Source organism: Labrenzia sp. PHM005, from assembly GCF_006517275.1.
GTDB lineage: Bacteria > Pseudomonadota > Alphaproteobacteria > Rhizobiales > Stappiaceae > Roseibium.
This window is the reverse complement of sequence record NZ_CP041191.1, coordinates 4,177,569-4,200,459: the sequence shown is the minus strand read 5'-3', so window position 1 is coordinate 4,200,459 and position 22,891 is coordinate 4,177,569. Positions and strand designations below refer to the sequence as shown.

The window sequence follows — 22,891 nt, the reverse complement described above, 5'->3', positions numbered from 1 at the left end:
AACCAAGAGACCAAGTGTTCCGTGTTTAAGGTCCAAAGAGTGCCCCGAGCAGCTACGCGTCAGCGAAAAAAATCCTTTTTGCGCCGGTTAATCACGCCCGCAATTGCTATTGCGGTGCTCGCCTATTTTGGGTTTCATGCCATGAATGGGGAGCTTGGCCTGGTTGGACGGGCCATGATCGAACGCCAAGTTGCAGAACTTGAAGGTGAGCTTGAGTTGCTGACGGCAGAGCGGGAAGAACTGGTGGCGCGGGTCAGTTTGCTCCGCCCGGAAAGCCTCGATCCGGATATGCTGGACGAACGGGCCCGTCTTTATCTGAACCTAGTGCACCCGGACGAGTTGGTTGTACTGCGTCCGGCAGCAGCGCAGCAATAAACTGAAATTAAGTTGATTTATGCAACTTAACAAAATTTCAGTTAAGTAGAAAATAATCCATACATTACATCGCTTTAATTCCGTATCCCTGTAGGAATTGCACGGATTGGATTGCCCTTTGTTACAGGATAAGTTCTTCTCACCTGTCTTAGGGGAAACGTCACACCGAGTTGAGGGATATGGCTGCAGCTAAGAAGACCAGTGCCGGTACCACCCGGACCCGCAGATCTGCCAAGAAGGCCGAGCCTGCGATCGCCGAATTTACCAAGGACGATGAGCTCCACGCGTATCGCGAGATGCTTCTAATCCGCCGTTTCGAGGAAAAAGCCGGTCAATTGTACGGCATGGGCCTCATCGGCGGCTTCTGCCACTTGTACATCGGCCAGGAAGCGGTCGTTGTCGGTATGCAAATGGCGAAGATCGAAGGCGATCAGATGATCACCGCTTACCGCGATCATGGCCATATGTTGGCAATGGATCTCGATCCAAAAGGTGTGATGGCCGAGCTCACCGGCCGCCGCGGCGGCCTGTCGAAAGGCAAGGGCGGTTCGATGCACATGTTCTCCAAGGAAAAACATTTTTATGGCGGCCACGGCATCGTTGGCGCCCAGGTGTCTTTGGGAACCGGTCTCGGCTTTGCCAACAAGTACCGTGAGAACGGCAATGTCTGTATGACATTCTTCGGCGACGGCGCCTCCAACCAGGGCCAGGTTTATGAAAGTTTCAACATGGCCGAGCTGTGGAAGTTGCCGGTCATTTATGTGATCGAAAACAACAAATACGGCATGGGAACCAGCATCGAGCGGTCTTCCTCTGTGACCGATCTGTCCCAGCGCGGTGCATCCTTCAACATCCCCGGCGAAAAAGTCGATGGTATGGATGTGCGCGCCGTCAAAGAAGCGTCTGCCCGGGCACTGGAATGGTGCCGGTCCGGCAAAGGTCCATACATCCTGGAGATGAACACTTACCGCTACCGCGGCCACTCCATGTCGGATCCGGCGAAATACCGCTCCAAGGAAGAAGTGCAGAAGATGCGCTCCGAGCATGATCCGATTGAGCAGGTCCGCCAGCGGCTGCTGGACAAAGGCTGGGCAACGGAAGACGACCTGAAGGCCATCGATAAAGATGTGCGCGCTCGGGTCGCCGAAGCTGCGGAATTCGCGCAGACCGATCCGGAGCCGGATCCATCTGAACTTTACACCGACGTTTTGCTTTAAGGCCGGGGGACAATATGCCGATCGACATTTTGATGCCGGCGCTTTCGCCGACAATGGAAGAAGGAAAACTCGCCAAGTGGCTGAAAGCCGAAGGCGATAGTGTTTCCGCAGGCGATGTGATCGCCGAAATCGAAACCGACAAGGCGACCATGGAAGTGGAAGCCGTCGACGAAGGGACCTTGGGCAAAATCTTGGTTGCTGAAGGCACCGACAACGTCAAGGTCAACGAAAAAATCGCAATTCTGTTGGCCGACGGTGAAGATGCAAGTGCTGCTGATGCAGCGGCTGCAGCGCCGGCCGCTGCTCCGGCACCCGCTGCTGCTCAAGCCCCAGCGGCGCCTGCCGCTGCTGCTCCGGCCGCACCGGTGACATCCGAACCTGCAGAGGACCCGGAAATTCCAGCCGGCACGCCGATGAAGGCATCGACGGTCCGCGAAGCGTTGCGCGATGCCATGGCGGAAGAAATGCGCCGCGACGAAGAAGTCTTCGTCATGGGTGAGGAAGTGGCCGAATACCAGGGCGCCTATAAGATCACTCAAGGCCTGCTCGATGAATTCAGCGCCAAACGGGTCATTGATACGCCGATCACCGAACACGGCTTTGCCGGTTTAGGTGTTGGTGCGGCCATGGCCGGCATGAAGCCGATCGTTGAGTTCATGACGTTCAACTTTGCCATGCAGGCGATTGACCACATCATCAACTCTGCGGCCAAGACCCTTTATATGTCGGGTGGCCAGATGGGCGCGCCGATTGTCTTCCGGGGTCCGAACGGCGCGGCAGCGCGCGTTGGTGCCCAGCACTCTCAGGACTATGCGTCCTGGTATGCTCATGTGCCGGGCCTGAAAGTCATTCAGCCGTATTCTGCTGCTGATGCCAAAGGCCTGTTGAAAGCTGCCATCCGCGACCCGAATCCGGTCATCTTCCTCGAAAACGAAATCCTTTACGGTCAGTCTTTCGAGATCCCGGATATGGATGATTTTGTCCTGCCGATCGGCAAGGCCAAGATCGAGCGCGGCGGGACAGATGTCACGCTGGTCTCCTGGGGCATCGGCATGACCTACACGCTGCAGGCGGCTGATGAGCTGGCGGCCATGGGCATTTCGGCTGAGGTGATCAACCTGCGGTCCATCCGTCCGTTGGACATCGATACGGTACTGGCCTCTGTCCGCAAGACAGGCCGGGTGGTCACCATCGAAGAAGCTTTCCCGATGTGTTCCGTTTCGTCTGAGATCGCATATCAGGTTCAGGAAAAAGCCTTCGATTACCTCGATGCGCCGATCCTGCGTGTCACCGGCAAGGACGTTCCGATGCCGTATGCCGCAAACCTGGAAAAGCTGGCCTTGCCGAATGTTGGTGAAGTCATCGATGCGGTTAAAGCGGTAACCTACACAGCCTGAGGCGGGAGAGACCGATATGCCAATTAATATCACCATGCCGGCACTCTCTCCGACCATGGAAGAGGGCAACCTGGCCAAGTGGCTGGTTAAGGAAGGCGACAGTGTTTCGGCTGGCGATGTGATCGCCGAGATCGAAACCGATAAGGCGACCATGGAAGTGGAAGCCGTTGACGAAGGCACCGTCGGCAAAATCATTGTTGCCGAAGGAACTGAAGGCGTGAAGGTCAATGAGCTGATCGCCGTTCTTCTGGAAGACGGGGAAGATGCCAGTGCGATCGGTTCGGCACCAGCCGCTCCGGCAGCTGCCCCGGCAGAAGCTGCTGCACCTGCTGCGGCCGCCCCGGCACCGGCAGCTGCGCCCGCCGCCCCTGCGGGTCCTGCACCGGTTGCAAACGACGGCAACCGGATCTTCTCCTCACCGTTGGCGCGCCGTTTGGCGCAGCTCAACGGCCTTGATCTGACAGCGCTCTCCGGCACCGGCCCGCACGGCCGGATCGTCAAGCGGGACATCGAGGCGGCTGTTGCGTCTGGCACCGGCAAGGCCGCTGCTCCAGCTGCCGCCGAAGCGCCGAAGGCGGCTCCAGCTCCGGCAGCCGGTCCGTCTTCAGACCAGGTTCTGAAGCTCTTCGAAGAAGGGTCTTACGACCTGGTTCCGCACGACGGCATGCGCAAAACCATTGCCAAGCGCCTGACAGAATCCAAGCAGACCATCCCGCACTTCTATGTGTCGGTGGACTGTGAACTGGATGCGCTTCTGGCGCTGCGGTCTCAGCTGAATGGCGCAGCTGCCACCGACAAGGATGGCAAACCGGCCTACAAGCTGTCGGTCAACGACATGACCATCAAGGCGCTGGCTTTGGCCCTGCGTGATGTGCCGGATGCCAATGTCTCCTGGACCGATGACAACATGGTCAAACACAAACATGCCGACGTTGGTGTGGCTGTGTCGATCCCGGGCGGCCTGATCACTCCGATCATCCGCCGGGCGGAAGAAAAGCCGCTGTCCGTTATTTCCAACGAGATGAAGGACATGGGTGCACGGGCGAAGTCCAAGAAGCTGCTTCCTGAAGAATATCAGGGCGGTACGACGGCTGTCTCCAACATGGGCATGATGGGCGTCAAAAACTTCTCGGCCGTTGTGAACCCGCCGCATGCGACCATTCTGGCCGTTGGCGCGGGTGAAAAACGCCCGGTTGTCAAAGACGGCGAATTGGCTGTTGCTACCGTCATGACCGTGACGCTGTCCACCGACCACCGCTGTGTGGACGGGGCGCTCGGTGCGGAGCTGCTCGCCGCCTTCAAGGGCTACATCGAAAATCCGATGAGCATGCTGGTCTAAGGCATCTCTCCGGCGCGGTCTCAACGCCGCGCCGTTTTCTTTGAAGACTTCCATAGCCTTAGGAAAACACCATGGCTGACACCAATTATGACGTGATCATCATCGGCTCCGGGCCGGGCGGTTACGTCACTGCAATCCGGGCAGCTCAGCTCGGTTTCAAAACCGCAATCGTGGAACGCGAGCACCTGGGCGGCATCTGCCTCAACTGGGGCTGCATTCCGACCAAGGCACTGCTGCGCTCTGCTGAAATGATGGACCACGCCAACCACGCCAAGAGCTACGGCTTGAAGCTGGAAGGCAAGATGACCGCAGACGTCAAGGACGTGGTTGCCCGCTCGCGCGGCGTCTCTGCGCGTCTTAACGGCGGCATCGGTTTCTTGATGAAAAAGAACAAGATCGATGTGATCTGGGGCGAGGCCAAACTCACCAAGCCGGGTGAACTGGTCGTCGGCAAGCCGTCCAAACCAGCGGTTCAGCCACAGCACCCGGTGCCAAAGGGCGTAAAAGGTGAGGGCACTTACACTGCCAAACACATCATCGTTGCAACCGGTGCCCGCCCACGCGCGCTGCCGGGCATCGAGCCGGACGGCAAACTGATCTGGACCTATTTCGAGGCCATGAAACCGGACGTCATGCCTAAATCCATGGTAGTGATGGGGTCTGGCGCCATCGGCATCGAGTTCGCGTCTTTCTACCTCTCCATGGGTGTGGAAGTCACCGTGGTTGAGTTGATGAAAAACGTCATGCCGGTCGAGGATGAGGAAATCTCCAAGATCGCCCGCAAAGCGCTGGAAAAGCGCGGCATGAGAATCATCACCGAAGCTAAAGTGTCCAAGGTCGACAAAGCTGCAAACTCCATCACAGCCCATGTTGAAACCAAGGACGGCAAGATCGAAAAGATCACGGCCGACCGCCTGATTTCCGCTGTTGGTGTCCAGGGCAACATTGAAAATCTTGGCCTTGAAGCGCTTGGCGTTAAAACAGACCGCGGTTGCGTTGTCATTGATGGGTACGGAAAGACCAACGTGCCAGGTCTCTATGCGATTGGCGATGTCGCCGGTCCGCCGATGCTGGCTCACAAGGCTGAGCACGAAGGTGTTGTTTGCATTGAGAAAATCGCAGGCGTTCCAGGTGTTCATGCCATGGACAAGGGTAAGATCCCGGGTTGCACCTACTGTACGCCGCAGGTGGCTTCCGTTGGTTTGACTGAAGCCAAGGCGAAGGAAGCTGGCCGTGACATCCGTGTCGGGCGCTATTCCTTCAACGCCAACGGCAAGGCGATTGCCCTTGGTGAAGACAACGGCATGATCAAGACGATCTTCGACAAGAAGACCGGCGAATTGCTGGGGGCCCATATGGTCGGCGCAGAAGTGACCGAACTCATTCAGGGGTTTGTTGTCGCGATGAACCTTGAGACGACCGAAGAAGAGCTGATGCACACCATCTTCCCGCATCCGACCCTGTCGGAAATGATGAAGGAAAGTGTGCTGGACGCTTATGGGCGTGTCCTCAACGCCTAAGTGAAATTGCTAATCTATGACTAGACCCGGGCGGCGAAATGGCTAACGTATCGTCGTCTGGGGCAAGGTGCATAAGGAGCCTTTGGTTATGGATGTAAAAGCAATTTTGATTTGGGTCGCGATTGGCATCATTGCAGGCTGGCTTGCCAGTATCGTTGTCGGCGGCGGCGGACTGATCCGGTATCTCATTATTGGCCTTGTTGGCGCTTTTGTAGGGGGTTTCCTGTTCAAGGCTGTCGGCATCAACATCAATCTCGGCAACGCCTATTTAAATGAAATCGTGGTCGCAGCCGTTGGCGCAATTGTTGTCGTTCTTCTTGCGCGGCTGATTGCCTGACTTTTTGGAGATCCGGTATGGGATTGATTATCACTGTCATTATTGGTCTCGTTGCAGGCGCTGTGGCCCACCGGGTGCTCAACAGCCGGGGAGGCTTTCTTGGGAGCCTGGTGGTTGGTCTGGTTGGCGCATTGATAGGCGGTGAACTTGCCTCGATCCTCAATCTGAATGTCACCGGCGGCATTCTTGATCGGCTGATCATTGCTGTCATTGGCGCTATCCTGTTTCTGTTTGTCTGGAAGAAAGTGTTCAAGTGACTGAAGAGGTCACTGCGGAACACCGGCTTGCCACCTATGGCACTCTTGCGCCGGGCCGGGTGAACCATCATCACCTTGAAGATCTGCAGGGCGAATGGACCAGCGGTGTGATCCGGGGCCGCCTCGTGGAAGCTGGCTGGGGCGCTGAGCTGGGTTATCCAGGATTGGTTCTGGATCCGGCAGAAGGCCCAATCGATGTTCACTTATTGACGTCAAAAGACCTCGTTGACCACTGGGAGAGGCTGGACGCGTTTGAAGGTAGCGGTTATCTACGCGTTTCAGTCGATGTAGAGACACCAGCTGGCTGCGTTTCCGCTTCGATCTATGTGATTTCAAACGAGACCGACGCATGACACCAGACGCTTTCGCCCGCATTTCTGACTTTCCGATGACCGCGTCGGACAAACTCCGCTATGCCGACACGGACAGGCAGGGCCATGTCAACAACGCGGTGTTTGCCACTTTTCTGGAAACCGGCCGGGTTGAAGTCATCGTCAATGAAGGTCTGGCCGATGTGGGGGCATCTTTTGTTATCGCCCGTCTTGAGCTGGACTTTCTGGCGGAAGTGAATTGGCCCGGCGACGTAGAGATCGGAACTGCGGTCAAGGAAGTTGGACGCAGTTCGTTTAAGCTCATCCAGAAAATCTTCCAGGATGGTAAGCCGGTGGCCAACGCCGTCACTGTGATTGTTCAAATGAACAATGAGACAAGAAAATCTCACCCTTTAACGGACAAAGCGAAATCGCGGCTCAGTGAATTGATGAGCCCTGCAACAGGCTCTTAACTGGCATACCGGTTTGTGGCTTGACCTCACAGGCAAGAAGAGACACTTAAGGCTCCATGGTTACGATCGTCGACACGCTCAATCGCCCGAAAGACCAATCCGAAGCGCGCCCGCGCCATCCGGAAAAGGCCCACCGCCCGGACAATCCTGTTCAGCGGAAGCCGAAATGGATCCGCGTCAAGGCGCCGACGTCGCCGGTCTATAAAGAGACGCAGAACACGGTGCGAGAGAACAACCTTGTCACCGTGTGCGAAGAAGCCGGCTGTCCGAACATTGGGGAATGCTGGTCGAAAAAACATGCGTCCTTCATGATCCTTGGTGACACCTGCACACGCGCCTGCGCATTCTGCAATGTACGCACAGGCATGCCTGGACCGGTCGATTTGAACGAACCGCAAGGCGTCGCAGACGCCGTGGCGACCATGGGACTTCAGCATGTCGTGATCACGTCGGTGGACCGGGACGATCTCGACGACGGCGGCGCAACCCATTTTGCCAATGTGATCAAGGCGATCCGCAAGACAGCGCCGTCCACGACCGTGGAAGTGCTGACGCCGGATTTCCTGCGCAAAGACGGTGCGGTAGAAATCGTCGTCGAAGCACAGCCGGATGTCTTCAACCACAATCTGGAGACCGTTCCGTCGAAATACCTGAAGGTTCGCCCAGGGGCACGGTACTTCCACTCCATCCGTCTTCTCCAGAAGGTGAAGGAACTTGATCCGCAGATGTTCACCAAATCGGGCATCATGGTTGGACTTGGTGAAGAGCGTAACGAAGTGTTGCAGCTGATGGATGATCTCCGGGCCGCCGATATTGATTTCCTGACGATCGGCCAGTACTTGCAGCCGTCCAAGAAACACCATCCGGTGATGTCATTCGTCACACCGGAAGAATTCAAGGGTTATGAGCGGATTGCCTATGCCAAGGGCTTCTTGAAAGTCTCGGCGAGTCCATTGACCCGCTCGTCTCATCACGCAGGTGAGGATTTCGCGGAATTACGGGCTGTACGGAAAGCAAAACTCGGCCATTAATAGAAATGGTATAAAGAAATCGGCAAGGCGATAGGATCAGACTGACCCATGCCCAGTTTTTCATCTTCGCATAAGGTCAACCATAAGGCGGATGACATGTTCCGCCTGGTCGCCGATGTTGAGCAATATCCAAAATTTGTGCCGCTGTGCCAAGATCTGCATGTGCGTGGCCGTAAAGAGCTGAGCGAAGGGCGGACTGTCTTGGTTGCCGATATGACGGTCGCCTACAAGCTCTTCAAGGAAACCTTCACCAGCCGGGTGGAGCTGCAGCCGCAGACACGGACGATCCTGGTTGAATATCTCGATGGCCCCTTCAAGCACCTTGAAAACAAATGGACGTTTGAGGAGTTGGAGGACGGTGCCTGCACTGTCGGCTTCTACATCAATTATGAATTCCGCAGCCGCACACTGGGCTCGATGATGGGTGCCATGTTCGACAAGGCGTTCCGGAAGTTTTCGAGCGCGTTTGAAACCCGCGCCGATCAGGTCTACGGCAGCTGATTTCAGGCCGTGACAGGCACGGCCCCGCAAGTTTCTACTTAAATTGTTTGAAAGCGTCGCGGATATTGTGAAGACGGCTGGCGCGGGTTTGAAAGTTGCCTTTTGTCTCCCGAAGATGTTCAATTTCCCGCTTTTTCAATCCGAGGTCATCCAAGCTCGCAAAGGCTTTGTTATCCGAACACACTATTGTGCGGGATGCGCCGAAATTCTCTTCGAGGACGAGCGTGCGGCCGGCTGAAACTTCTTCCTCGGTCCATGCGACCGTAGTCGATGTGACCCAGAATGTCCGGTCACAGTATTGGGCTTCGTAGTAACCCTTTCGCGGGTTGGTCAAGATTTCATGAGATCCGGTGAACCCGCCGTTGATGTGTTGCGACCGGATATAAAAGTCACTTTGGGCATAACTCGAACCGGCCAAAACGACCGCGGGTAGAAATACCAGCGCCGCGACGCAAACAGAGCGTTTCATGTGTCAACCTCCTATGCAGTCTGGGGTTCGAAGGATCGTCTAAGTCTGTCCTTTATACCTCAAGTGTCTTGCCTGAGCCTTACCAAGCGTTTTTCGGACTTAATCTGAGGCGTGGTAGGAGGATTTCCCTGATGTGTTTCCTGTCGGACTGAATGATTTACTGATAGCAGCAAACCGGTTGATCCGGCTTTCGGTCGGGCCGTCTTCTTGGACGATAATCCTCGGGTCTTCGTGGATGCCGAGATCTGCCAGGGTTACTTGTTCTTCAGGGTGGGCGCAGATCGGCCGCCAGCCTTTACCGCGGTTAAATTCGACCCGCACTTCATTGCCGCGGTCAACTTCCAACTGGGTCCAGGCGACAGTGGCATAGCGCACCCAGTAGGATCGGTTGCAATAGGTGACTTCAACGAGGCCGTCTGCCTTCCGGTTGTAGATACGGTGAGACCCCCGGAAAACTCGATGGTCATCTCGTGAAATGATGTGAGTATCGCCGATCTTGGGCGTCGCTTCCTGAGCCTGTGACTGCGCGCTGCAGGCAAATACCAGCCCGGCAGCAAAAACGGTCTTTGGGATTCTCATAATCCGGTCCTTACCCGCGAACTCATTTCGCGATAGCACTATTGCACGCTAGGGTAATAGAACGATCACCTCTAGATGTGATTACATAAAGCCGTCGAAATTGATTCTAAATTTAAACAATGTGCTATTGGCCGAAAATCACTAGATAATTCAAATAATTTCCATCACTGCGTGTGATAACTTTTATGTCGGGATTCTTTATTTGATTTGCCGAATACACCGCTGATTTTGGATAGGCGGCTGGCTGGTTGGTCATCATCGGCTCCTTGTTGCAGGAATTCCCTTGCGGGCATATTGATGCCAAGGTCCCGCAAGGCGACCTGATCCTGAGGACGCTGACAGATTGGCCGCCAACCGCGGCCGAAGTTGAACTCGATCTGCACATGATGGCCGAGGTCGGCTTCAATTTGTGTCCACGCTACAGAGTTGGCGCGGACAAAATAGTCGCGATTACAATACTGCACATGTTTTAGCCCTTTGGCATGTTCCAGGTATAACTTGTGGCTGCCAACAAATGTGCCGTACTGATCCCGGGAAATAAAATAGAAGTCACCCGGCAAAGGAATTGCTCCAGCTTGGGCGGCGAGTGGGAACAGGAAAGTTGTTACCGCCAATACGGCGTAGCGGATCGTCATGGCCAGCTTTTCTTCGATTTATTCCGCTGCAACCTACACACGACAAAAATTGCCGTACAGCGCCTTTCTTGCTCAACGTAAATCAGAGGTTAGTGCGAGCGACACTGTTTTATGTGAGTTTGATTTGTATTGTTGGCGACAGCGTGGAACCACCCGGAATTGCTTGTGTTGCCGAACCGGGAAAAGAAAATCCGATTATTTGTCAATAATTTAATTTAAAGCATCAAGTATTGCTGTCAGCGCTGTTTGGACGGTCTCAAGCCGGATCGATTGGCGTCCTCGGTCTGCAAACCAGCAATGAAGGTGGGTCGTAGGCTGGCCTTTTTGTGCAACTGCAATATGGACCGTTCCGACTGGTTTTTCATCGCTGCCACCACCCGGACCTGCAATGCCGGTCACAGAAACGGCAATATCAGCGCCGGAGCTTTTTAAAGCTCCTTCTGCCATGGCTATGGCAACGTCCTTGCTAACCGCACCAACCTTTGCGATGAGGTCCGCCGGGACACCGAGCATTTCTGTTTTTGCTTCGTTTGAATAAGTAACGAAGCCCCGGTCTACCACTGCAGAGGAGCCTGGAATCTCGGTCAAGGCCCCGGCAATTAAGCCACCGGTACAAGATTCCGCGGTAGCCACCATTTTTTTGCGCGCGTTGAGCGCGTCCAGAACTTTAATGGCCAGCGGGGAGAGATCCTCAAGCTTGGTCAGTGATGCATCGGTCATGAAGGTCTCATTCATCCTCGTTTAAGGGTAGGCGGACAGTCACGCTTGCAAGGGCGGCAATGCCCTCTTTGCGTCCTGTGAAGCCGAGTTTTTCCGATGTAGTCGCTTTGACCGATACCCGAGCGAAGCTTAAGCCGCATATTTCGGCAATAGATTTACGCATTGCCTCCCTATGCGGCCCAATCTTAGGGGCTTCGCACACGACGGTCACATCGATATGAGCGATCCGGCCGCCGAGGTCACGAACGCGCCGGACGGCGTCAATCTGAAACTGGTCGGAGGCTGCGCCTTTCCACTTCGGATCACTTGGTGGGAAGTGCTGGCCAATATCACCGTCCCCAATAGCGCCAAGTGTTGCATCTGTAATGGCGTGCAAAACAACGTCGGCGTCCGAATGGCCCTTCAGCGTTTTGTCATGAGGAATGGAAATTCCGCCAAGTATGACTTCTTCGCCATCTTCAAATGCATGAACGTCATACCCAATGCCTGTGCGGACATCCTGCAGGTCGGCCAAAGTGGGGGCAGGGGTCAAGTTTGCAGTCATTTTAAAGAAGCTGGCCTGTTGTTCGGCGCGGATCATGTCCGCTGGTGTTGTGATTTTAAAATTGGCTGGGTCGCCGTCGCTTAAGGTGATGACCATACCATGCCACTCAGCAAGGCTGGTGTCGTCTGTGAAATCAAAGCGGTCAGCGCCTGCTGCTGCCCGGTGAGCTGCCAGGATCCGGGAAAGCTGGAAAGCTTGCGGGGTTTGCGCGGCAAATAGATTGCTCCGGTCGACTGTTTCCAATTGATCTTGTCCGCTGGTCTGCCGTTTGAGCGTGTCAACGACGGGGACGGCGGCCAATACGCCTTGGTTTCCAGAGTGGAGGGCTTTTATGATCCGGTTGAGCACATCTCCTGTGAGGAAGGGGCGGGCTGCATCATGGATCAGAACATGAGAAAACTCGTGCGGTTCTAAAGCTGTGAGGCCATTGAACACTGATTGCTGCCGTGTCTTGCCGCCAATGACCGGCGGGAACAGTTTTTCAGCCGTACCAATTTCAAGCTGGCTTGTTGCATCTCGGTAGGCTTCGGCGTCATCCGCATGAATCACTGTGAGTATACGGGATATTCCGGGGTGATTCCCAAGGGCATTCAATGTATGGGAGAGGATCGGCGCACCGGCAATTGTCCGGTACTGCTTCGGGGTGGCGCTGCCATCTTGCGCCATTCGGCTGCCACGTCCGGCAGCGACAACAAGAGCAGCGGTGGTTTCTGGCATAACGAGATTTTCTCCTGCGGGCGATGGCCCGGTGTTGAAATCGTCTTTAACCAATTTGGAAGCCTGATCGCAATTTATCCCTTGTTGTCATTTTGAAATTGTCTAGTATATAGGCAGAAAGAAAAATGCACAGACAATGAGCATTTATGAAACCGCGACGTCACCCGGCATGACACCCATCACCATTGGTCGGCATACTTTGAAGAACCGCGCTGTGCTTGCGCCGATGTCTGGCGTGAGCGATTTACCGTTCCGCCGTCTGGCAGCAAGATTCGGTGCTGGCATGGTCGTCAGCGAGATGGTTGCCAGCGAATCCTTTGTCAAAGGGGATGCTGAAACCCAAATGCGGGCCGAGGCTCAAGATGAGGGCTTGCATGTTGTCCAGTTGGCTGGTCGCGAGGCGTGCTGGATGGGCGAGGCGGCTAAGGTGATCGCCGGGCTCGGTGCCGATATCATTGATATCAATATGGGCTGCCCTGCCAAAAAGGTGACGTCTGGCTATTCCGGATCGGCCTTGATGCGCGATCTCGATCATGCGTTGACCCTGATCGAGGCGACAGTTGCCGCCGTTGATGTGCCGGTCACTTTGAAAATGCGCCTTGGCTGGGATGATACTTCCATCAACGCGCCGGAACTGGCGCGCCGGGCAGAGGTTGCTGGCGTCCAGTTGATTACAGTTCATGGGCGTACCCGCTGCCAGTTCTATAAGGGCACAGCCGATTGGCGGGCGATTGCCGATGTGAAATCGGAAATTTCGGTTCCTTTGATATCCAATGGCGACTGCGCCGGATTTGAAAGCGCTGAACAGATGCTGACCGCGTCTGGCGCTGATGCGGTGATGATCGGCCGCGGAGCTTACGGCCAACCATGGCTTCCTGGTCATGTCGGGCATTATCTGGAAACCGGCGAGCGTCTTGAAGCGCCGGCCGGTTCTGATCTCGCAGATTTGGTTGCTGAACACTACGGCGCCATTCTGTCTCACTATGGTGTGCTGCCGGGTGTTCGGATAGCCCGCAAACATCTTGGCTGGTATTTGGAAACCGCCGCCGATCAAGGCGGTGCTGACATGCCTGCAGCTTTGAAAAAGACCCTCATGACATCGAACCAGCCGGATGAGGTTATCCGGATCGCGTCAGATTGGTTTTCCTCCTGCAACACACGGACGGCAGCTTGACGGATTTTGATTCTCCCAAAGGCCGCAAGGCAGCGCTCGCCAGTGATGGCCCAACCATTTTGGATGCCTTGCCGCACCCGGTCCTGCTTGTCGCTCCAGATGGCGTGATTGAATCGGCCAATATGGCGGCCGAATTTTTCATGCGCTCAAGTATTTCGGTCCTACGTCGGCATCCGATCAGCGAATTTATCCCTTTTGGCAGCCCGTTGCTCACTTTGATTGATCAGGTGCGCGAGCGCGGCGCGCCAGTGAATGAATATAAAGTCGATATCGGGTCGCCTAAGATTGGGGCGCCGAAAGTCGTTGATATCAATGCGGCTCCCGTGAGCAATCGGCCTGGCGCTGTTGTGCTCATGTTCCAGGAGCGCACGATGGCGGAAAAGATTGACCGCCAGCTGACCTCTAGAGGGGCTGCCCGGACTGTTACGGGGCTTGCGGCCATGCTTGCTCATGAGATCAAGAACCCTTTGTCAGGAATCCGCGGTGCAGCCCAGTTGCTGGAACAATCTGCGCCGGATGAAGACCGGGCTCTGACCCGCCTGATCATGGATGAAACAGACCGGATCGTGAAACTGGTCGACCGGATGGAAGTTTTTTCCGATGAGCGGCCGATCGAGCGTGAACCAGTCAACATCCATATCGTTCTCGACCATGTGAAGCGCCTGTCCGATAGCGGGTTTGCCCGCGGCAAACGGATTATGGAGAATTACGACCCGTCGCTGCCGGCGGTTTACGCCAACAAGGATCAATTGATCCAGGTTTTCTTGAACCTCATCAAGAATGCCAGCGAGGCGATCGGTGATGATCCGGATGGCGAAATCCGGGTCTCAACTGCCTTCCGGCCAGGTGTCCGCTTGTCGGTTCCGGGAACCGAAGACATGGTCAGCTTGCCGTTAGAATTCTGCGTCCAGGATAATGGTCCGGGCGTTCCCGAAGATTTGCTGCCGCATCTGTTTGAGCCATTTATCACAACAAAAACAAACGGTTCTGGGTTGGGCCTTGCACTTGTTGCCAAGATCATCGGAGATCATGGCGGCGTGATTGAGTGCGACAGCCAGCGTGGAAAAACCGTTTTCCGTATCCTGATGCCAGCGTTCAACACTTCAGATTCCGGACCTGGGACCGGACCAGCATAAGGGCTGATAGACTATGCCGACTGGCACAATCTTAGTTGCCGACGATGATGCCGCCATTCGCACTGTTCTCAATCAGGCTCTGTCCAGGGCCGGTTATACTGTGCGTTTGACATCGAATGCGTCGACCCTGTGGCGTTGGGTGTCTTCCGGCGACGGCGATCTGGTGATCACCGATGTCGTGATGCCGGACGAGAATATTTTTGATGTGCTGCCGCGCATCAAAAAGATGCGGCCCGAGTTGCCGGTTCTGGTGATGAGTGCGCAGAACACCTTCATGACGGCCATTACAGCATCCGAAAAAGGTGCTTATGAATATCTGCCCAAACCCTTCGATCTGAAAGAACTGACCGGCATCGTCCAGCGCGCTCTTGAAGAGCCCAAAAAACGGCCGGTTGCTGAGGTCGAAGAAAGCGGTGAGGGCATGCCGCTGGTTGGCCGGTCGCCGGCCATGCAAGAGATTTACCGTGTACTCGCGCGTTTGATGCAGACCGATCTGACCGTGATGATCAACGGTGAATCAGGCACGGGCAAGGAGCTGGTCGCCCGCGCGCTCCATGATTATGGCAAGCGCCGCAACGGTCCCTTTGTGGCGATTAACATGGCCGCTATTCCAAGGGATCTGATCGAGGCGGAGCTATTTGGCCACGAGAAGGGCGCCTTTACCGGTGCGCAGAACCGGAGTTCTGGCCGGTTTGAGCAGGCTGATGGCGGTACGCTGTTCCTTGACGAGATTGGCGATATGCCAATGGAAGCGCAGACCCGGCTGCTGCGTGTTCTACAGCAAGGCGAATACACCACGGTTGGCGGCCGTACGCCGATCAAAACAGATGTCCGGATTGTGGCAGCTACCAACAAGGATCTGCGGCATCTGATCAATCAGGGCCTTTTCCGTGAAGATCTGTATTTCCGCTTGAATGTTGTTCCGATCCGCCTCCCACCGCTGCGCGAACGTGTGGAAGACATTCCAGATCTCGTGCGTCACTTTTTCTCAATGGCAGAAAAAGAAGGCCTTCCGGCGAAACAGGTCGATCAGAACGCCATGAACCTGATGCGCCGCTACCGCTGGCCGGGAAACGTGCGAGAACTGGAAAATCTGGTCCGCCGGCTTGCGGCGCTTTACCCGCAGGATGTTATCGGTGAGGCAATGCTCGACCATGAGCTGAGCCAACCAACTGTCAACCCGCTTGAGGAAGATGCTCCGGAGTCGATAGATTTGGGCGGATCGGTTGAGAAATACCTGTCAGGTTATTTCGACACATTTGGCGAGGCGTTGCCACCACCCGGTCTTTACCACCGGATTTTGCGGGAAGTGGAATACCCCTTGATCAGTGCAGCGCTGGCCGCAACCCGGGGCAATCAGATCAAGGCGGCCGAACTCTTGGGCGTCAACCGCAACACGTTGCGAAAGAAAATCCGAGATTTGGATATCCAGGTGATGCGCTCAACCCGTTGAGGCGTCACATAGGCAGAAACACTCGTCCGCCGTCAAAATTCTCGGTGGACGAAATTGCCTTGTCGTAATTTCGCAACATTGTGTGGTAAGTTTGCCTCAATCACGCGGTAGAGACCGCCAATCAATAAGTTACAGGCAAACACCAGAGGCGGAATGATACTGGAAGCTACTCAGCATTCCATTGCGCAATCGGGCGCCACCAACAAGTTATGGCGGCGGGCCGGTCTGGCCATCATGATCCTGGCCCTGATCTCCATCACCGTTACCTTTTTCATTCTGATGGGGCTGACGTCGATTGATCCGACCCTGGATGTGATCGTCACGGCGATGGCGATCAACGGGATCTGGGCGGTTATTCTGCTGGCCCTGATCGGTTATGAAATTGCAAAACTTCTGCATGCGCGCCGCCGGGGCCGCGCCGCCGCGCGGCTACATGTACGCGTTGTGGCACTGTTCAGTGTTGTTGCGGCAGTTCCAGCAATTTTGATGGCCATCCTGGCTGCTGTCACCCTTGATCGGGGGCTTGACCGTTGGTTCGAGGATCGGACCCGGCTGATCATCGACAACGCTTTGACTGTTGCGCAAGCCTATCTTCAAGAGCATGCGAGGGTATTGCGCGGCGACCTTATTGCGATGACCACCGATTTGGATAGGGCAAAGCCGGTCTATGACTTTGAGCCCACGCGGTTTGACCAGTTCTTCCGCACTCAGGTGTCACTTCGAGGGATTTTGGCCGCGTATATCCTGAATGATAAAGGCGAAGTGGTTACACGGGTTGTTCTTGACCCAAACGCGGAAATTCCGTTGCCGCCTGCAGACAGTTTGTTCAAGGCGAAATCCGGCGATCCAATTCTCATTGCTCCGGGGACATCCAATCTGGTCGGCGGCGTCATGAACCTTTCCGCCTATGATGGGTTTGTGCTTTATGCTGTGCGTCGCCTCGATCCACGCGTAGTGGAATACATGGGACTGGCCGAAAGTGGCGCGCTGCAGTACCAGCAAATGGAAAACAGCCGGTTTGGTGTTCAAGTCGCCTTTGCTCTCGTTTATCTCGGCGTTGCGCTGGTTCTTCTCTTGTCGGCTATCTGGATCGGGTTTGGCTTCGCAAATCAGCTGGTTTCACCCATCAGAACGCTGATTTCGGCCGCCGATGAGGTTGCCAGCGGTAATCTCTCAGTCACGGTTCCGACTGAAAAAGCAGGCGGTGACCTGGCAAACCTTGGTCAAACTTTTAACAAGATGACCGGGCAGCTGGTTGGCCAGCGCGATGCATTGCTCGCCGCAAACGAGCAAATTGACCGCCGGCGCCGGTTTAACGAAGCGGTGCTATCGGGTGTTTCTACCGGGGTAATTGGCATTGATGACGAGGCTTCGGTTATCCTGATCAACCGGTCTGCAGAAGTGCTGTTGCAGGTGTATGAAATCAGTACGCTGAATTTGCCACTTTCTGAGGTTGTTCCCGAGCTAAAAGACTATGTATCGGATGTATTGGGGCATCCGGGAGAAAAGCTACCGGAAACTCAAATCGAAATTACCCGCGGTGGCCGTCTAAGAACCATCAACGTGCGCACGACGAGTGAACAGTCCACCCGCAGTGAACATGGATTTGTGGTGACGTTGGATGACATTACCGATCTGGTCTCCGCCCAGCGCAATTCCGCTTGGGCCGATGTTGCCCGCCGCATTGCGCATGAAATAAAGAACCCGCTGACCCCGATCCAATTGTCTGCAGAGCGGATCCGCCGCCGGTATGGCAAGCGGATCGAAGAGGATCGGCAGGTGTTCGACCAGTGCATCGATACGATTGTCCGCCAGGTTGGGGACATCGGTCAGATGGTCGATGAATTCTCGTCCTTTGCCCGCATGCGCAAACCAAAGAAAAATACCAGTGATTTGCGTGAAGCCGTCCGCAATGCGGCGTTCATGCAGTCGGTCGCGAACCCGGAGATTTCGGTGACCGCCGATTTGCCGGAAACGCCGGTCCTGGCAACCTATGACGAGCGGCTTGTCGGCCAGGCATTCACCAACGTCATCAAGAATGCCACGGAAGCCGTCGCGGCGCGCACCGGAGAGGATTTGCCCAAGGGGGAAATAAAGGTCCGCCTACGCTGTGAGCCGGTAGAGGCTCCTGAGCGGGTAATTGTGGATGTGATCGACAATGGTATCGGCCTGCCGGAGGAAAACCGGTCCCGGCTGCTGGAACCCTATATGACGACCCGGGAAAAAGGCACAGGGCTTGGCCTCGCGATTGTCCGGAAAATCCTGGAAGACCACGGCGGCGGTATTGATCTACTAGACGCCCCCAAAAACGAACCGGGTGACACCGGAACCCTTGTTCGCCTGACGTTGTCGATGAAAGCCGACAGCCAGGCAATTGAAGAAACCAATGAAGAAACAGTGACTGCCCATGGCGCATGATATTCTTGTTGTAGACGATGAAACCGATATCCGCGAAATGATCGCCGGTATCCTGGATGATGATGGTTATGGCACACGTACCGCGCATGATTCTGACAGCGCCATCGCCGCTGTTAAGGAGCGTAAGCCGTCTCTGGTCATTCTCGACATTTGGTTGATGGGCAGCCGGCTGGATGGCCTTGCCCTATTAGACCTGTTCAAAGAGACCGATCCGGACATGCCGGTGGTGATCATTTCCGGCCACGGCAACATCGAAACCGCGGTTTCGGCGATCAAACGAGGGGCCTACGATTACATCGAAAAGCCGTTCAAGGCGGACCGGCTGGTCCATATCGTCGAACGGGCTTTGGAAGCGTCCAGCTTGCGCCGGGAAGTGCGTGATCTCCGCCAGCGCAGCGGGGAAACCAGTGACATTGTCGGGGATTCCTCCGCAACGCACAGCTTGCGCCAAACGATCCAGAAAATTGCCGGAACCAACAGCCGGATTCTAATTGCCGGCCCCTCCGGTTCGGGCAAGGAACGAGCCGCGCGCATGATCCACAACATGTCTCCGCGCGCCAAAAGCCCGTTTGTTGTCTTGAACGCTGCGACAATCACACCGGCCCGCATGGAAGAAGAGCTCTTCGGAATCGAGGACGAAAACGGCAACTTGCGCAAAATCGGCGCATTGGAGGAAGCACACGGCGGCACGCTCTATCTCGATGAAGTCGCGGATATGCCGGCCGAAACCCAAGGCAAGATCCTGCGTGTCCTGGTCGAACAAAGTTTTTCCCGAGTTGGCGGCACTGGTAAGGTCCAGGTGGATATCCGGATCTTATCCTCGACGTCGAAGAATTTGGAAGAGCACATCGCAACGGGCCTGTTCCGCCAGGACCTCTACCACCGTTTGAGCGTTGTCCCGCTGCGGGTCCCAGGACTTGCCGAACGGCGTGAGGACATCCCGGTTCTGGTGCGTCATTTCATGGAACAGATCTCCGGAGCCTCCGGTATTCCGCTACGCCCGATTGGTGATGATGCCATGGCCGTTCTGCAAACTCATGACTGGCCGGGCAACGTCCGTCAGCTGCGCAACAATGTCGAACGGTTGATGATCTTGAGCCGGGGAGAGCCGGACAGCACGATCACCGCAGATCTGCTCCCGGCAGAAATCGGTGAGACGTTGCCCAGCCTGCCGTCATCCGGTACGGGCGAACACCTGATGTCCGTGCCCTTGCGCGAGGCGCGGGAAATCTTTGAGCGGGAATATCTTCAGGCTCAAATCAAAAGATTTGACGGCAACATCTCGCGCACAGCTGAATTTGTCGGTATGGAACGCTCTGCATTGCACCGCAAGCTTAAGACTTTGGGCATGACCTGAGGCGCCAACGCTTTGTAAGTTGCTCCTGCGAAAGCCGGAAAGGGAATTTCCATGAAGATCGTTATTTGCGGTGCCGGCCAGGTCGGATACGGGATTGCCGAGCGCTTGGCGGCAGAGCAGAACGATGTTTCGGTGATTGATTCCTCACCGAAACTCATCAACGCGATCGGCGATCAGCTCGATGTCCGTGGTTTTGTCGGGCATGGTGCCCATCCGGATGTTCTTGCCCAGGCTGGCGCAGAAGAAGCCGACATGATTGTCGCGGTCACACTCTATGACGAAGTCAATATGGTGGCTTGTCAGGTCGCGCATTCGCTGTTCAACGTGCCGACCAAAGTCGCCAGGATTCGGGCTCAGTCATACCTGCAAGGGCGCTGGCGCAATCTTTTTTCCCGCGACAACATGCCAATTGATGTGATCATTTCGCCTGAGATCGAGGTGGGCGAAATGGTTCTGCGCCGCCTGGCGCTGCCCGGTGCCGTCGAAACGGTCCGCTTTGCCGATGACAATGTGGTCGTTGTTGGCATCATGTGTGAAGAAGATTGTCCAGTGGTTGATACACCGCTGCATCAGCTGACCGAATTGTTTCCAGATCTAGGGGCGGTGGTTGTCGGTCTCTACCGGAACAACAAGTTGTTTGTTCCCAAAAGCAGTGATTCCATTCTGACTGGGGATCTTGCCTATGTGGTTGCCAAGCGCGACCAGGTCCGCAGGACACTTGGAATTTTCGGCCATGAAGAGCCCGAAGCCGGCAAGGTCGTCATTTGCGGTGGCGGTAACATTGGTCTTTACGTGGCGCGGGCATTGGAGCAGCGTCAGACGGGCACAAAAATCAAGCTTATCGAAGCCTCCCGCGATCGGGCGATGTCGGTCGCTGATGATCTCAAACGATCAGTCATTTTGCACGGCAGTGCGCTGGATTTGACGATCTTGAATGAAGCCGACGCCGGTGACGCAGACACAATGGTGGCTCTGACCAATGAGGACGAGGTCAACATTCTGTCGTCCGTGATGGCCAAGAAGCTGGGTTGTAAGCGCTCGCTTTCTCTGCTCAACAATCCAAGTTATCCGGCGTTCACCAATGCGCTTGGAATTGATGCTTTCATAAACCCGCGGGCAGTGACTATTTCAAAAATTCTTCAGCATGTGCGCCGCGGCCGGATCCGGGGTGTCCACACCCTGCAGAACGGGGCTGCGGAAATTGTTGAGGCGGAAGCGCTCGATACGTCGCCGCTGGTAGGCAAACCGCTGCGTATGATCGATCTGCCTTCTGGTATCCGCATTGGCGCAGTGTTCCGCAATGGCGAGGTTCTAACGCCAAATGGCGACCTGCAAATCCAGGCGAAAGACCGCATCGTCATCTTCGCAGTTGCCAGCAGAGTGCGCCAAGTGGAACAAATGTTCCGGGTCAGCCTCGACTTCTTTTAAGTCTTTTGGCTTAGAACTGGCCTTGCATTTCTCTGACCAAGCGGTCAAAACGATAACAATACCAATTGGTTCAAAATGAACCGGCTTGGATCAGGAGAATTCATGAGCCGTATTGCCTATGTGAATGGCCAGTATGTCCGGCACGCTGATGCCGCTGTCCACATCGAAGACAGGGGATATCAATTCGCGGACGGCGTTTATGAGGTTTGCGAAGTCTGGAATAACCAGATTGTAGATATGCCACGCCACTTGGACCGCCTCGGACGTTCGCTTAGCGAACTCTCGATTGATTGGCCAATGAGCAGGGCAGCTGTAGAATTTGTCCTGCGCCAGGTTGTGCGCCGGAACAAAGTTCACAATGGCATTGTCTACATTCAGGTCACCCGCGGTGTATCTCGCCGTGACCACTTCTTTCCGCCTGAAACCGTAGCACCATCTATTGTTGTGACGGCACGCTCGTCCAGCCCGGCCGCTGGCCAAGCTCTCGCCGAAACCGGTATTTCGGTCTTCAGTTATCCGGAAAACCGTTGGCCGCGAGTCGATATTAAGTCCATTGCTCTCCTACCGAACTGCTTGGCAAAGCAAAGTGCCAAAGAAAAAGGCGGCAAAGAAGCATGGTATGTCGATGCGGACGGAAACGTCACAGAAGGCGGGTCTACCAATGCCTGGATCGTAACCAAAGAGGGCGTGCTGGTCACCCGGCCCGCGGAAAACGGCATCCTGCGCGGCATTACCAGAGCGGGTATTTTGGACCTGGTTGCACGGGAAGGGCTGGCATTCGAAGAACGGGCATTTAGCCTCGAAGAGGCCTATGATGCCCGCGAAGCATTTGTTACCGCTGCGACAAATATCGCTATGCCGGTAGTACGAATTGATGAGCGGGTTATCGGCAATGGCCATCCCGGATCGGTTGCAACCCGATTGCGCGAACTGTTCCATACTGCTACTGATTTGAAGGTGGTGTGAATCGACGCCCCGCTTGGCTGGGTTGGGGCGTGACATTGAGCTGGGGCAGAGGGCTCCTAAAGGTGGGCAACGCAAAAAGCGGGCAGGCTAGTATCGCTGCAATCTAAATGGATTAGTATCGATAACTGCAGGCCAGGAAGAAGCCGGATGCTCGGCCGCATCCGGACAAACAGGAAAAAAAAACACATGGCTGAGCGCGCACAAAATTTACAAGACACTTTCCTCAATCACGTTCGCAAACAAAAAACACCCCTGACGATTTTCTTGATCAACGGTGTCAAGTTGCAGGGTGTTGTGACCTGGTTTGACAATTTTTGTGTCCTGCTGCGCCGCGATGGGCATTCGCAGCTGGTTTACAAACACGCTATTTCCACAATTATGCCAAACGGACCTGTTCAACTGTTCGATCAGGCTGAGGAAAACGCGGAAAAGGCTAACTGATTGAAACCGAAGTCTCGCGAAGACGACTTTTCGAAATCGAACGGTTCGGAAGAACCTGGACAGAAATCGCTAAGGCAAAAAGACACTGGGGTGGAT

General features: G+C 55.3%; 24 protein-coding genes. 19 read left to right on the top strand and 5 right to left on the bottom strand.

Translation table 11 applies throughout. The features are described from left to right. Positions 1-78 precede the first annotated feature (78 nt). The 11 genes from FJ695_RS18995 (at position 79) to FJ695_RS18945 (ending at position 8,758) form a co-directional block, all read left to right on the top strand. Positions 79-375, top strand: a complete 297-nt coding sequence (locus tag FJ695_RS18995; protein WP_247653683.1) for a septum formation initiator family protein — start codon at positions 79-81, stop codon at positions 373-375. Between the two features lie 179 nt (positions 376-554). Next, a complete protein-coding gene (gene pdhA, locus FJ695_RS18990) occupies positions 555-1,592 on the top strand; it encodes a pyruvate dehydrogenase (acetyl-transferring) E1 component subunit alpha (protein ID WP_141186901.1) in 1,038 nt (345 codons plus the stop codon). Positions 1,593-1,606: 14 nt separating this feature from the next. Then, a complete protein-coding gene (locus tag FJ695_RS18985) occupies positions 1,607-2,989 on the top strand; it encodes a pyruvate dehydrogenase complex E1 component subunit beta (protein WP_141186900.1) in 1,383 nt (460 codons plus the stop codon). Between the two features lie 16 nt (positions 2,990-3,005). Further along, positions 3,006-4,328 (top strand): pyruvate dehydrogenase complex dihydrolipoamide acetyltransferase, encoded by a 1,323-nt coding sequence (locus tag FJ695_RS18980; RefSeq protein WP_141186899.1) that lies wholly within the window; start codon positions 3,006-3,008, stop codon positions 4,326-4,328. 71 nt (positions 4,329-4,399) lie between these two features. Next, positions 4,400-5,848 (top strand): dihydrolipoyl dehydrogenase, encoded by a 1,449-nt coding sequence (lpdA, locus tag FJ695_RS18975; protein ID WP_141186898.1) that lies wholly within the window; start codon positions 4,400-4,402, stop codon positions 5,846-5,848. An 88-nt stretch (positions 5,849-5,936) separates the two neighbouring features. Beyond that, positions 5,937-6,185, top strand: coding sequence for a GlsB/YeaQ/YmgE family stress response membrane protein (locus tag FJ695_RS18970; RefSeq protein WP_141186897.1), 249 nt, complete (start codon positions 5,937-5,939; stop codon positions 6,183-6,185). 17 nt (positions 6,186-6,202) lie between these two features. After that, entirely contained in the window at positions 6,203-6,442 is a 240-nt protein-coding gene (locus FJ695_RS18965; RefSeq protein ID WP_141186896.1) for a GlsB/YeaQ/YmgE family stress response membrane protein, read from the top strand. Then, entirely contained in the window at positions 6,439-6,795 is a 357-nt protein-coding gene (locus FJ695_RS18960) for a gamma-glutamylcyclotransferase (RefSeq protein WP_141186895.1), read from the top strand. The genes FJ695_RS18965 and FJ695_RS18960 overlap by 4 nt, the downstream gene beginning before the upstream one ends. Then, entirely contained in the window at positions 6,792-7,226 is a 435-nt protein-coding gene (locus FJ695_RS18955) for a thioesterase family protein (protein WP_141186894.1), read from the top strand. Before FJ695_RS18960 ends, FJ695_RS18955 begins: the two co-directional genes overlap by 4 nt. Positions 7,227-7,282: 56 nt before the next feature. Continuing rightward, positions 7,283-8,257, top strand: coding sequence for a lipoyl synthase (gene lipA / locus FJ695_RS18950; RefSeq protein ID WP_141186893.1), 975 nt, complete (start codon positions 7,283-7,285; stop codon positions 8,255-8,257). Between the two features lie 48 nt (positions 8,258-8,305). Further along, complete coding sequence (locus FJ695_RS18945) at positions 8,306-8,758, top strand: type II toxin-antitoxin system RatA family toxin (RefSeq protein WP_141186892.1); 453 nt, start codon at positions 8,306-8,308, stop codon at positions 8,756-8,758. Positions 8,759-8,792: 34 nt separating this feature from the next. Here FJ695_RS18945 and FJ695_RS18940 read toward each other — a convergent pair whose 3' ends face one another. The 5 genes from FJ695_RS18940 to FJ695_RS18920 form a co-directional block, all read right to left on the bottom strand. Continuing rightward, positions 8,793-9,227, bottom strand: a complete 435-nt coding sequence (locus FJ695_RS18940) for a hypothetical protein (RefSeq protein ID WP_141186891.1) — start codon at positions 9,225-9,227, stop codon at positions 8,793-8,795. Between the two features lie 99 nt (positions 9,228-9,326). Beyond that, on the bottom strand, positions 9,327-9,806 hold the full coding sequence (locus FJ695_RS18935) for a hypothetical protein (protein ID WP_209010720.1): 480 nt from the start codon (positions 9,804-9,806) through the stop codon (positions 9,327-9,329). 164 nt (positions 9,807-9,970) lie between these two features. After that, the gene (locus FJ695_RS18930; protein WP_209010719.1) at positions 9,971-10,441 is read right to left on the bottom strand and encodes a hypothetical protein; all 471 of its coding nucleotides are present in this window, start codon (positions 10,439-10,441) and stop codon (positions 9,971-9,973) included. 210 nt (positions 10,442-10,651) lie between these two features. Continuing rightward, positions 10,652-11,161: a CinA family protein gene (locus FJ695_RS18925; protein ID WP_141186890.1), complete on the bottom strand. Its 510-nt coding sequence runs from the start codon at positions 11,159-11,161 to the stop codon at positions 10,652-10,654. A 7-nt stretch (positions 11,162-11,168) separates the two neighbouring features. Next, on the bottom strand, positions 11,169-12,422 hold the full coding sequence (locus FJ695_RS18920) for a bifunctional 2-C-methyl-D-erythritol 4-phosphate cytidylyltransferase/2-C-methyl-D-erythritol 2,4-cyclodiphosphate synthase (RefSeq protein ID WP_141186889.1): 1,254 nt from the start codon (positions 12,420-12,422) through the stop codon (positions 11,169-11,171). A gap of 136 nt (positions 12,423-12,558) precedes the next feature. Here FJ695_RS18920 and dusB point away from each other — a divergent pair, with 136 nt between their 5' ends. From dusB to hfq, 8 genes are all read left to right on the top strand, one after another. Next, the gene (dusB, locus tag FJ695_RS18915; protein WP_371708792.1) at positions 12,559-13,596 is read left to right on the top strand and encodes a tRNA dihydrouridine synthase DusB; all 1,038 of its coding nucleotides are present in this window, start codon (positions 12,559-12,561) and stop codon (positions 13,594-13,596) included. Further along, positions 13,593-14,732, top strand: coding sequence for a nitrogen regulation protein NR(II) (locus FJ695_RS18910; protein WP_141186888.1), 1,140 nt, complete (start codon positions 13,593-13,595; stop codon positions 14,730-14,732). The genes dusB and FJ695_RS18910 overlap by 4 nt, the downstream gene beginning before the upstream one ends. A 13-nt stretch (positions 14,733-14,745) precedes the next feature. Next, a complete protein-coding gene (ntrC, locus tag FJ695_RS18905) occupies positions 14,746-16,185 on the top strand; it encodes a nitrogen regulation protein NR(I) (RefSeq protein ID WP_141186887.1) in 1,440 nt (479 codons plus the stop codon). 153 nt (positions 16,186-16,338) lie between these two features. Further along, positions 16,339-18,603, top strand: coding sequence for a PAS domain-containing sensor histidine kinase (locus FJ695_RS18900; RefSeq protein WP_141186886.1), 2,265 nt, complete (start codon positions 16,339-16,341; stop codon positions 18,601-18,603). After that, positions 18,593-19,960 (top strand): sigma-54 dependent transcriptional regulator, encoded by a 1,368-nt coding sequence (locus FJ695_RS18895; RefSeq protein ID WP_141186885.1) that lies wholly within the window; start codon positions 18,593-18,595, stop codon positions 19,958-19,960. Before FJ695_RS18900 ends, FJ695_RS18895 begins: the two co-directional genes overlap by 11 nt. A gap of 51 nt (positions 19,961-20,011) precedes the next feature. Further along, a complete protein-coding gene (gene trkA / locus FJ695_RS18890; RefSeq protein ID WP_141186884.1) occupies positions 20,012-21,388 on the top strand; it encodes a Trk system potassium transporter TrkA in 1,377 nt (458 codons plus the stop codon). A gap of 102 nt (positions 21,389-21,490) precedes the next feature. Then, on the top strand, positions 21,491-22,354 hold the full coding sequence (locus FJ695_RS18885; RefSeq protein WP_141186883.1) for a D-amino-acid transaminase: 864 nt from the start codon (positions 21,491-21,493) through the stop codon (positions 22,352-22,354). A 186-nt stretch (positions 22,355-22,540) separates the two neighbouring features. Beyond that, a complete protein-coding gene (gene hfq / locus FJ695_RS18880; RefSeq protein ID WP_055676098.1) occupies positions 22,541-22,795 on the top strand; it encodes an RNA chaperone Hfq in 255 nt (84 codons plus the stop codon). Positions 22,796-22,891 lie beyond the last annotated feature (96 nt).

Coding starts and splice junctions, on each gene's coding strand:
- pdhA (WP_141186901.1), top strand. CDS start 555: ATGGCTGCAGCTAAGAAGACCAGTGCCGGTACCACCCGGACCCGCAGA.
- FJ695_RS18985 (WP_141186900.1), top strand. CDS start 1,607: ATGCCGATCGACATTTTGATGCCGGCGCTTTCGCCGACAATGGAAGAA.
- FJ695_RS18980 (WP_141186899.1), top strand. CDS start 3,006: ATGCCAATTAATATCACCATGCCGGCACTCTCTCCGACCATGGAAGAG.
- lpdA (WP_141186898.1), top strand. CDS start 4,400: ATGGCTGACACCAATTATGACGTGATCATCATCGGCTCCGGGCCGGGC.
- FJ695_RS18970 (WP_141186897.1), top strand. CDS start 5,937: ATGGATGTAAAAGCAATTTTGATTTGGGTCGCGATTGGCATCATTGCA.
- FJ695_RS18965 (WP_141186896.1), top strand. CDS start 6,203: ATGGGATTGATTATCACTGTCATTATTGGTCTCGTTGCAGGCGCTGTG.
- FJ695_RS18955 (WP_141186894.1), top strand. CDS start 6,792: ATGACACCAGACGCTTTCGCCCGCATTTCTGACTTTCCGATGACCGCG.
- lipA (WP_141186893.1), top strand. CDS start 7,283: ATGGTTACGATCGTCGACACGCTCAATCGCCCGAAAGACCAATCCGAA.
- FJ695_RS18945 (WP_141186892.1), top strand. CDS start 8,306: ATGCCCAGTTTTTCATCTTCGCATAAGGTCAACCATAAGGCGGATGAC.
- FJ695_RS18940 (WP_141186891.1), bottom strand. CDS start 9,227: ATGAAACGCTCTGTTTGCGTCGCGGCGCTGGTATTTCTACCCGCGGTC.
- FJ695_RS18935 (WP_209010720.1), bottom strand. CDS start 9,806: ATGAGAATCCCAAAGACCGTTTTTGCTGCCGGGCTGGTATTTGCCTGC.
- FJ695_RS18930 (WP_209010719.1), bottom strand. CDS start 10,441: ATGACGATCCGCTACGCCGTATTGGCGGTAACAACTTTCCTGTTCCCA.
- FJ695_RS18925 (WP_141186890.1), bottom strand. CDS start 11,161: ATGACCGATGCATCACTGACCAAGCTTGAGGATCTCTCCCCGCTGGCC.
- FJ695_RS18920 (WP_141186889.1), bottom strand. CDS start 12,422: ATGCCAGAAACCACCGCTGCTCTTGTTGTCGCTGCCGGACGTGGCAGC.
- dusB (WP_371708792.1), top strand. CDS start 12,559: ATGAGCATTTATGAAACCGCGACGTCACCCGGCATGACACCCATCACC.
- ntrC (WP_141186887.1), top strand. CDS start 14,746: ATGCCGACTGGCACAATCTTAGTTGCCGACGATGATGCCGCCATTCGC.
- FJ695_RS18900 (WP_141186886.1), top strand. CDS start 16,339: ATGATACTGGAAGCTACTCAGCATTCCATTGCGCAATCGGGCGCCACC.
- FJ695_RS18895 (WP_141186885.1), top strand. CDS start 18,593: ATGGCGCATGATATTCTTGTTGTAGACGATGAAACCGATATCCGCGAA.
- trkA (WP_141186884.1), top strand. CDS start 20,012: ATGAAGATCGTTATTTGCGGTGCCGGCCAGGTCGGATACGGGATTGCC.
- FJ695_RS18885 (WP_141186883.1), top strand. CDS start 21,491: ATGAGCCGTATTGCCTATGTGAATGGCCAGTATGTCCGGCACGCTGAT.
- hfq (WP_055676098.1), top strand. CDS start 22,541: ATGGCTGAGCGCGCACAAAATTTACAAGACACTTTCCTCAATCACGTT.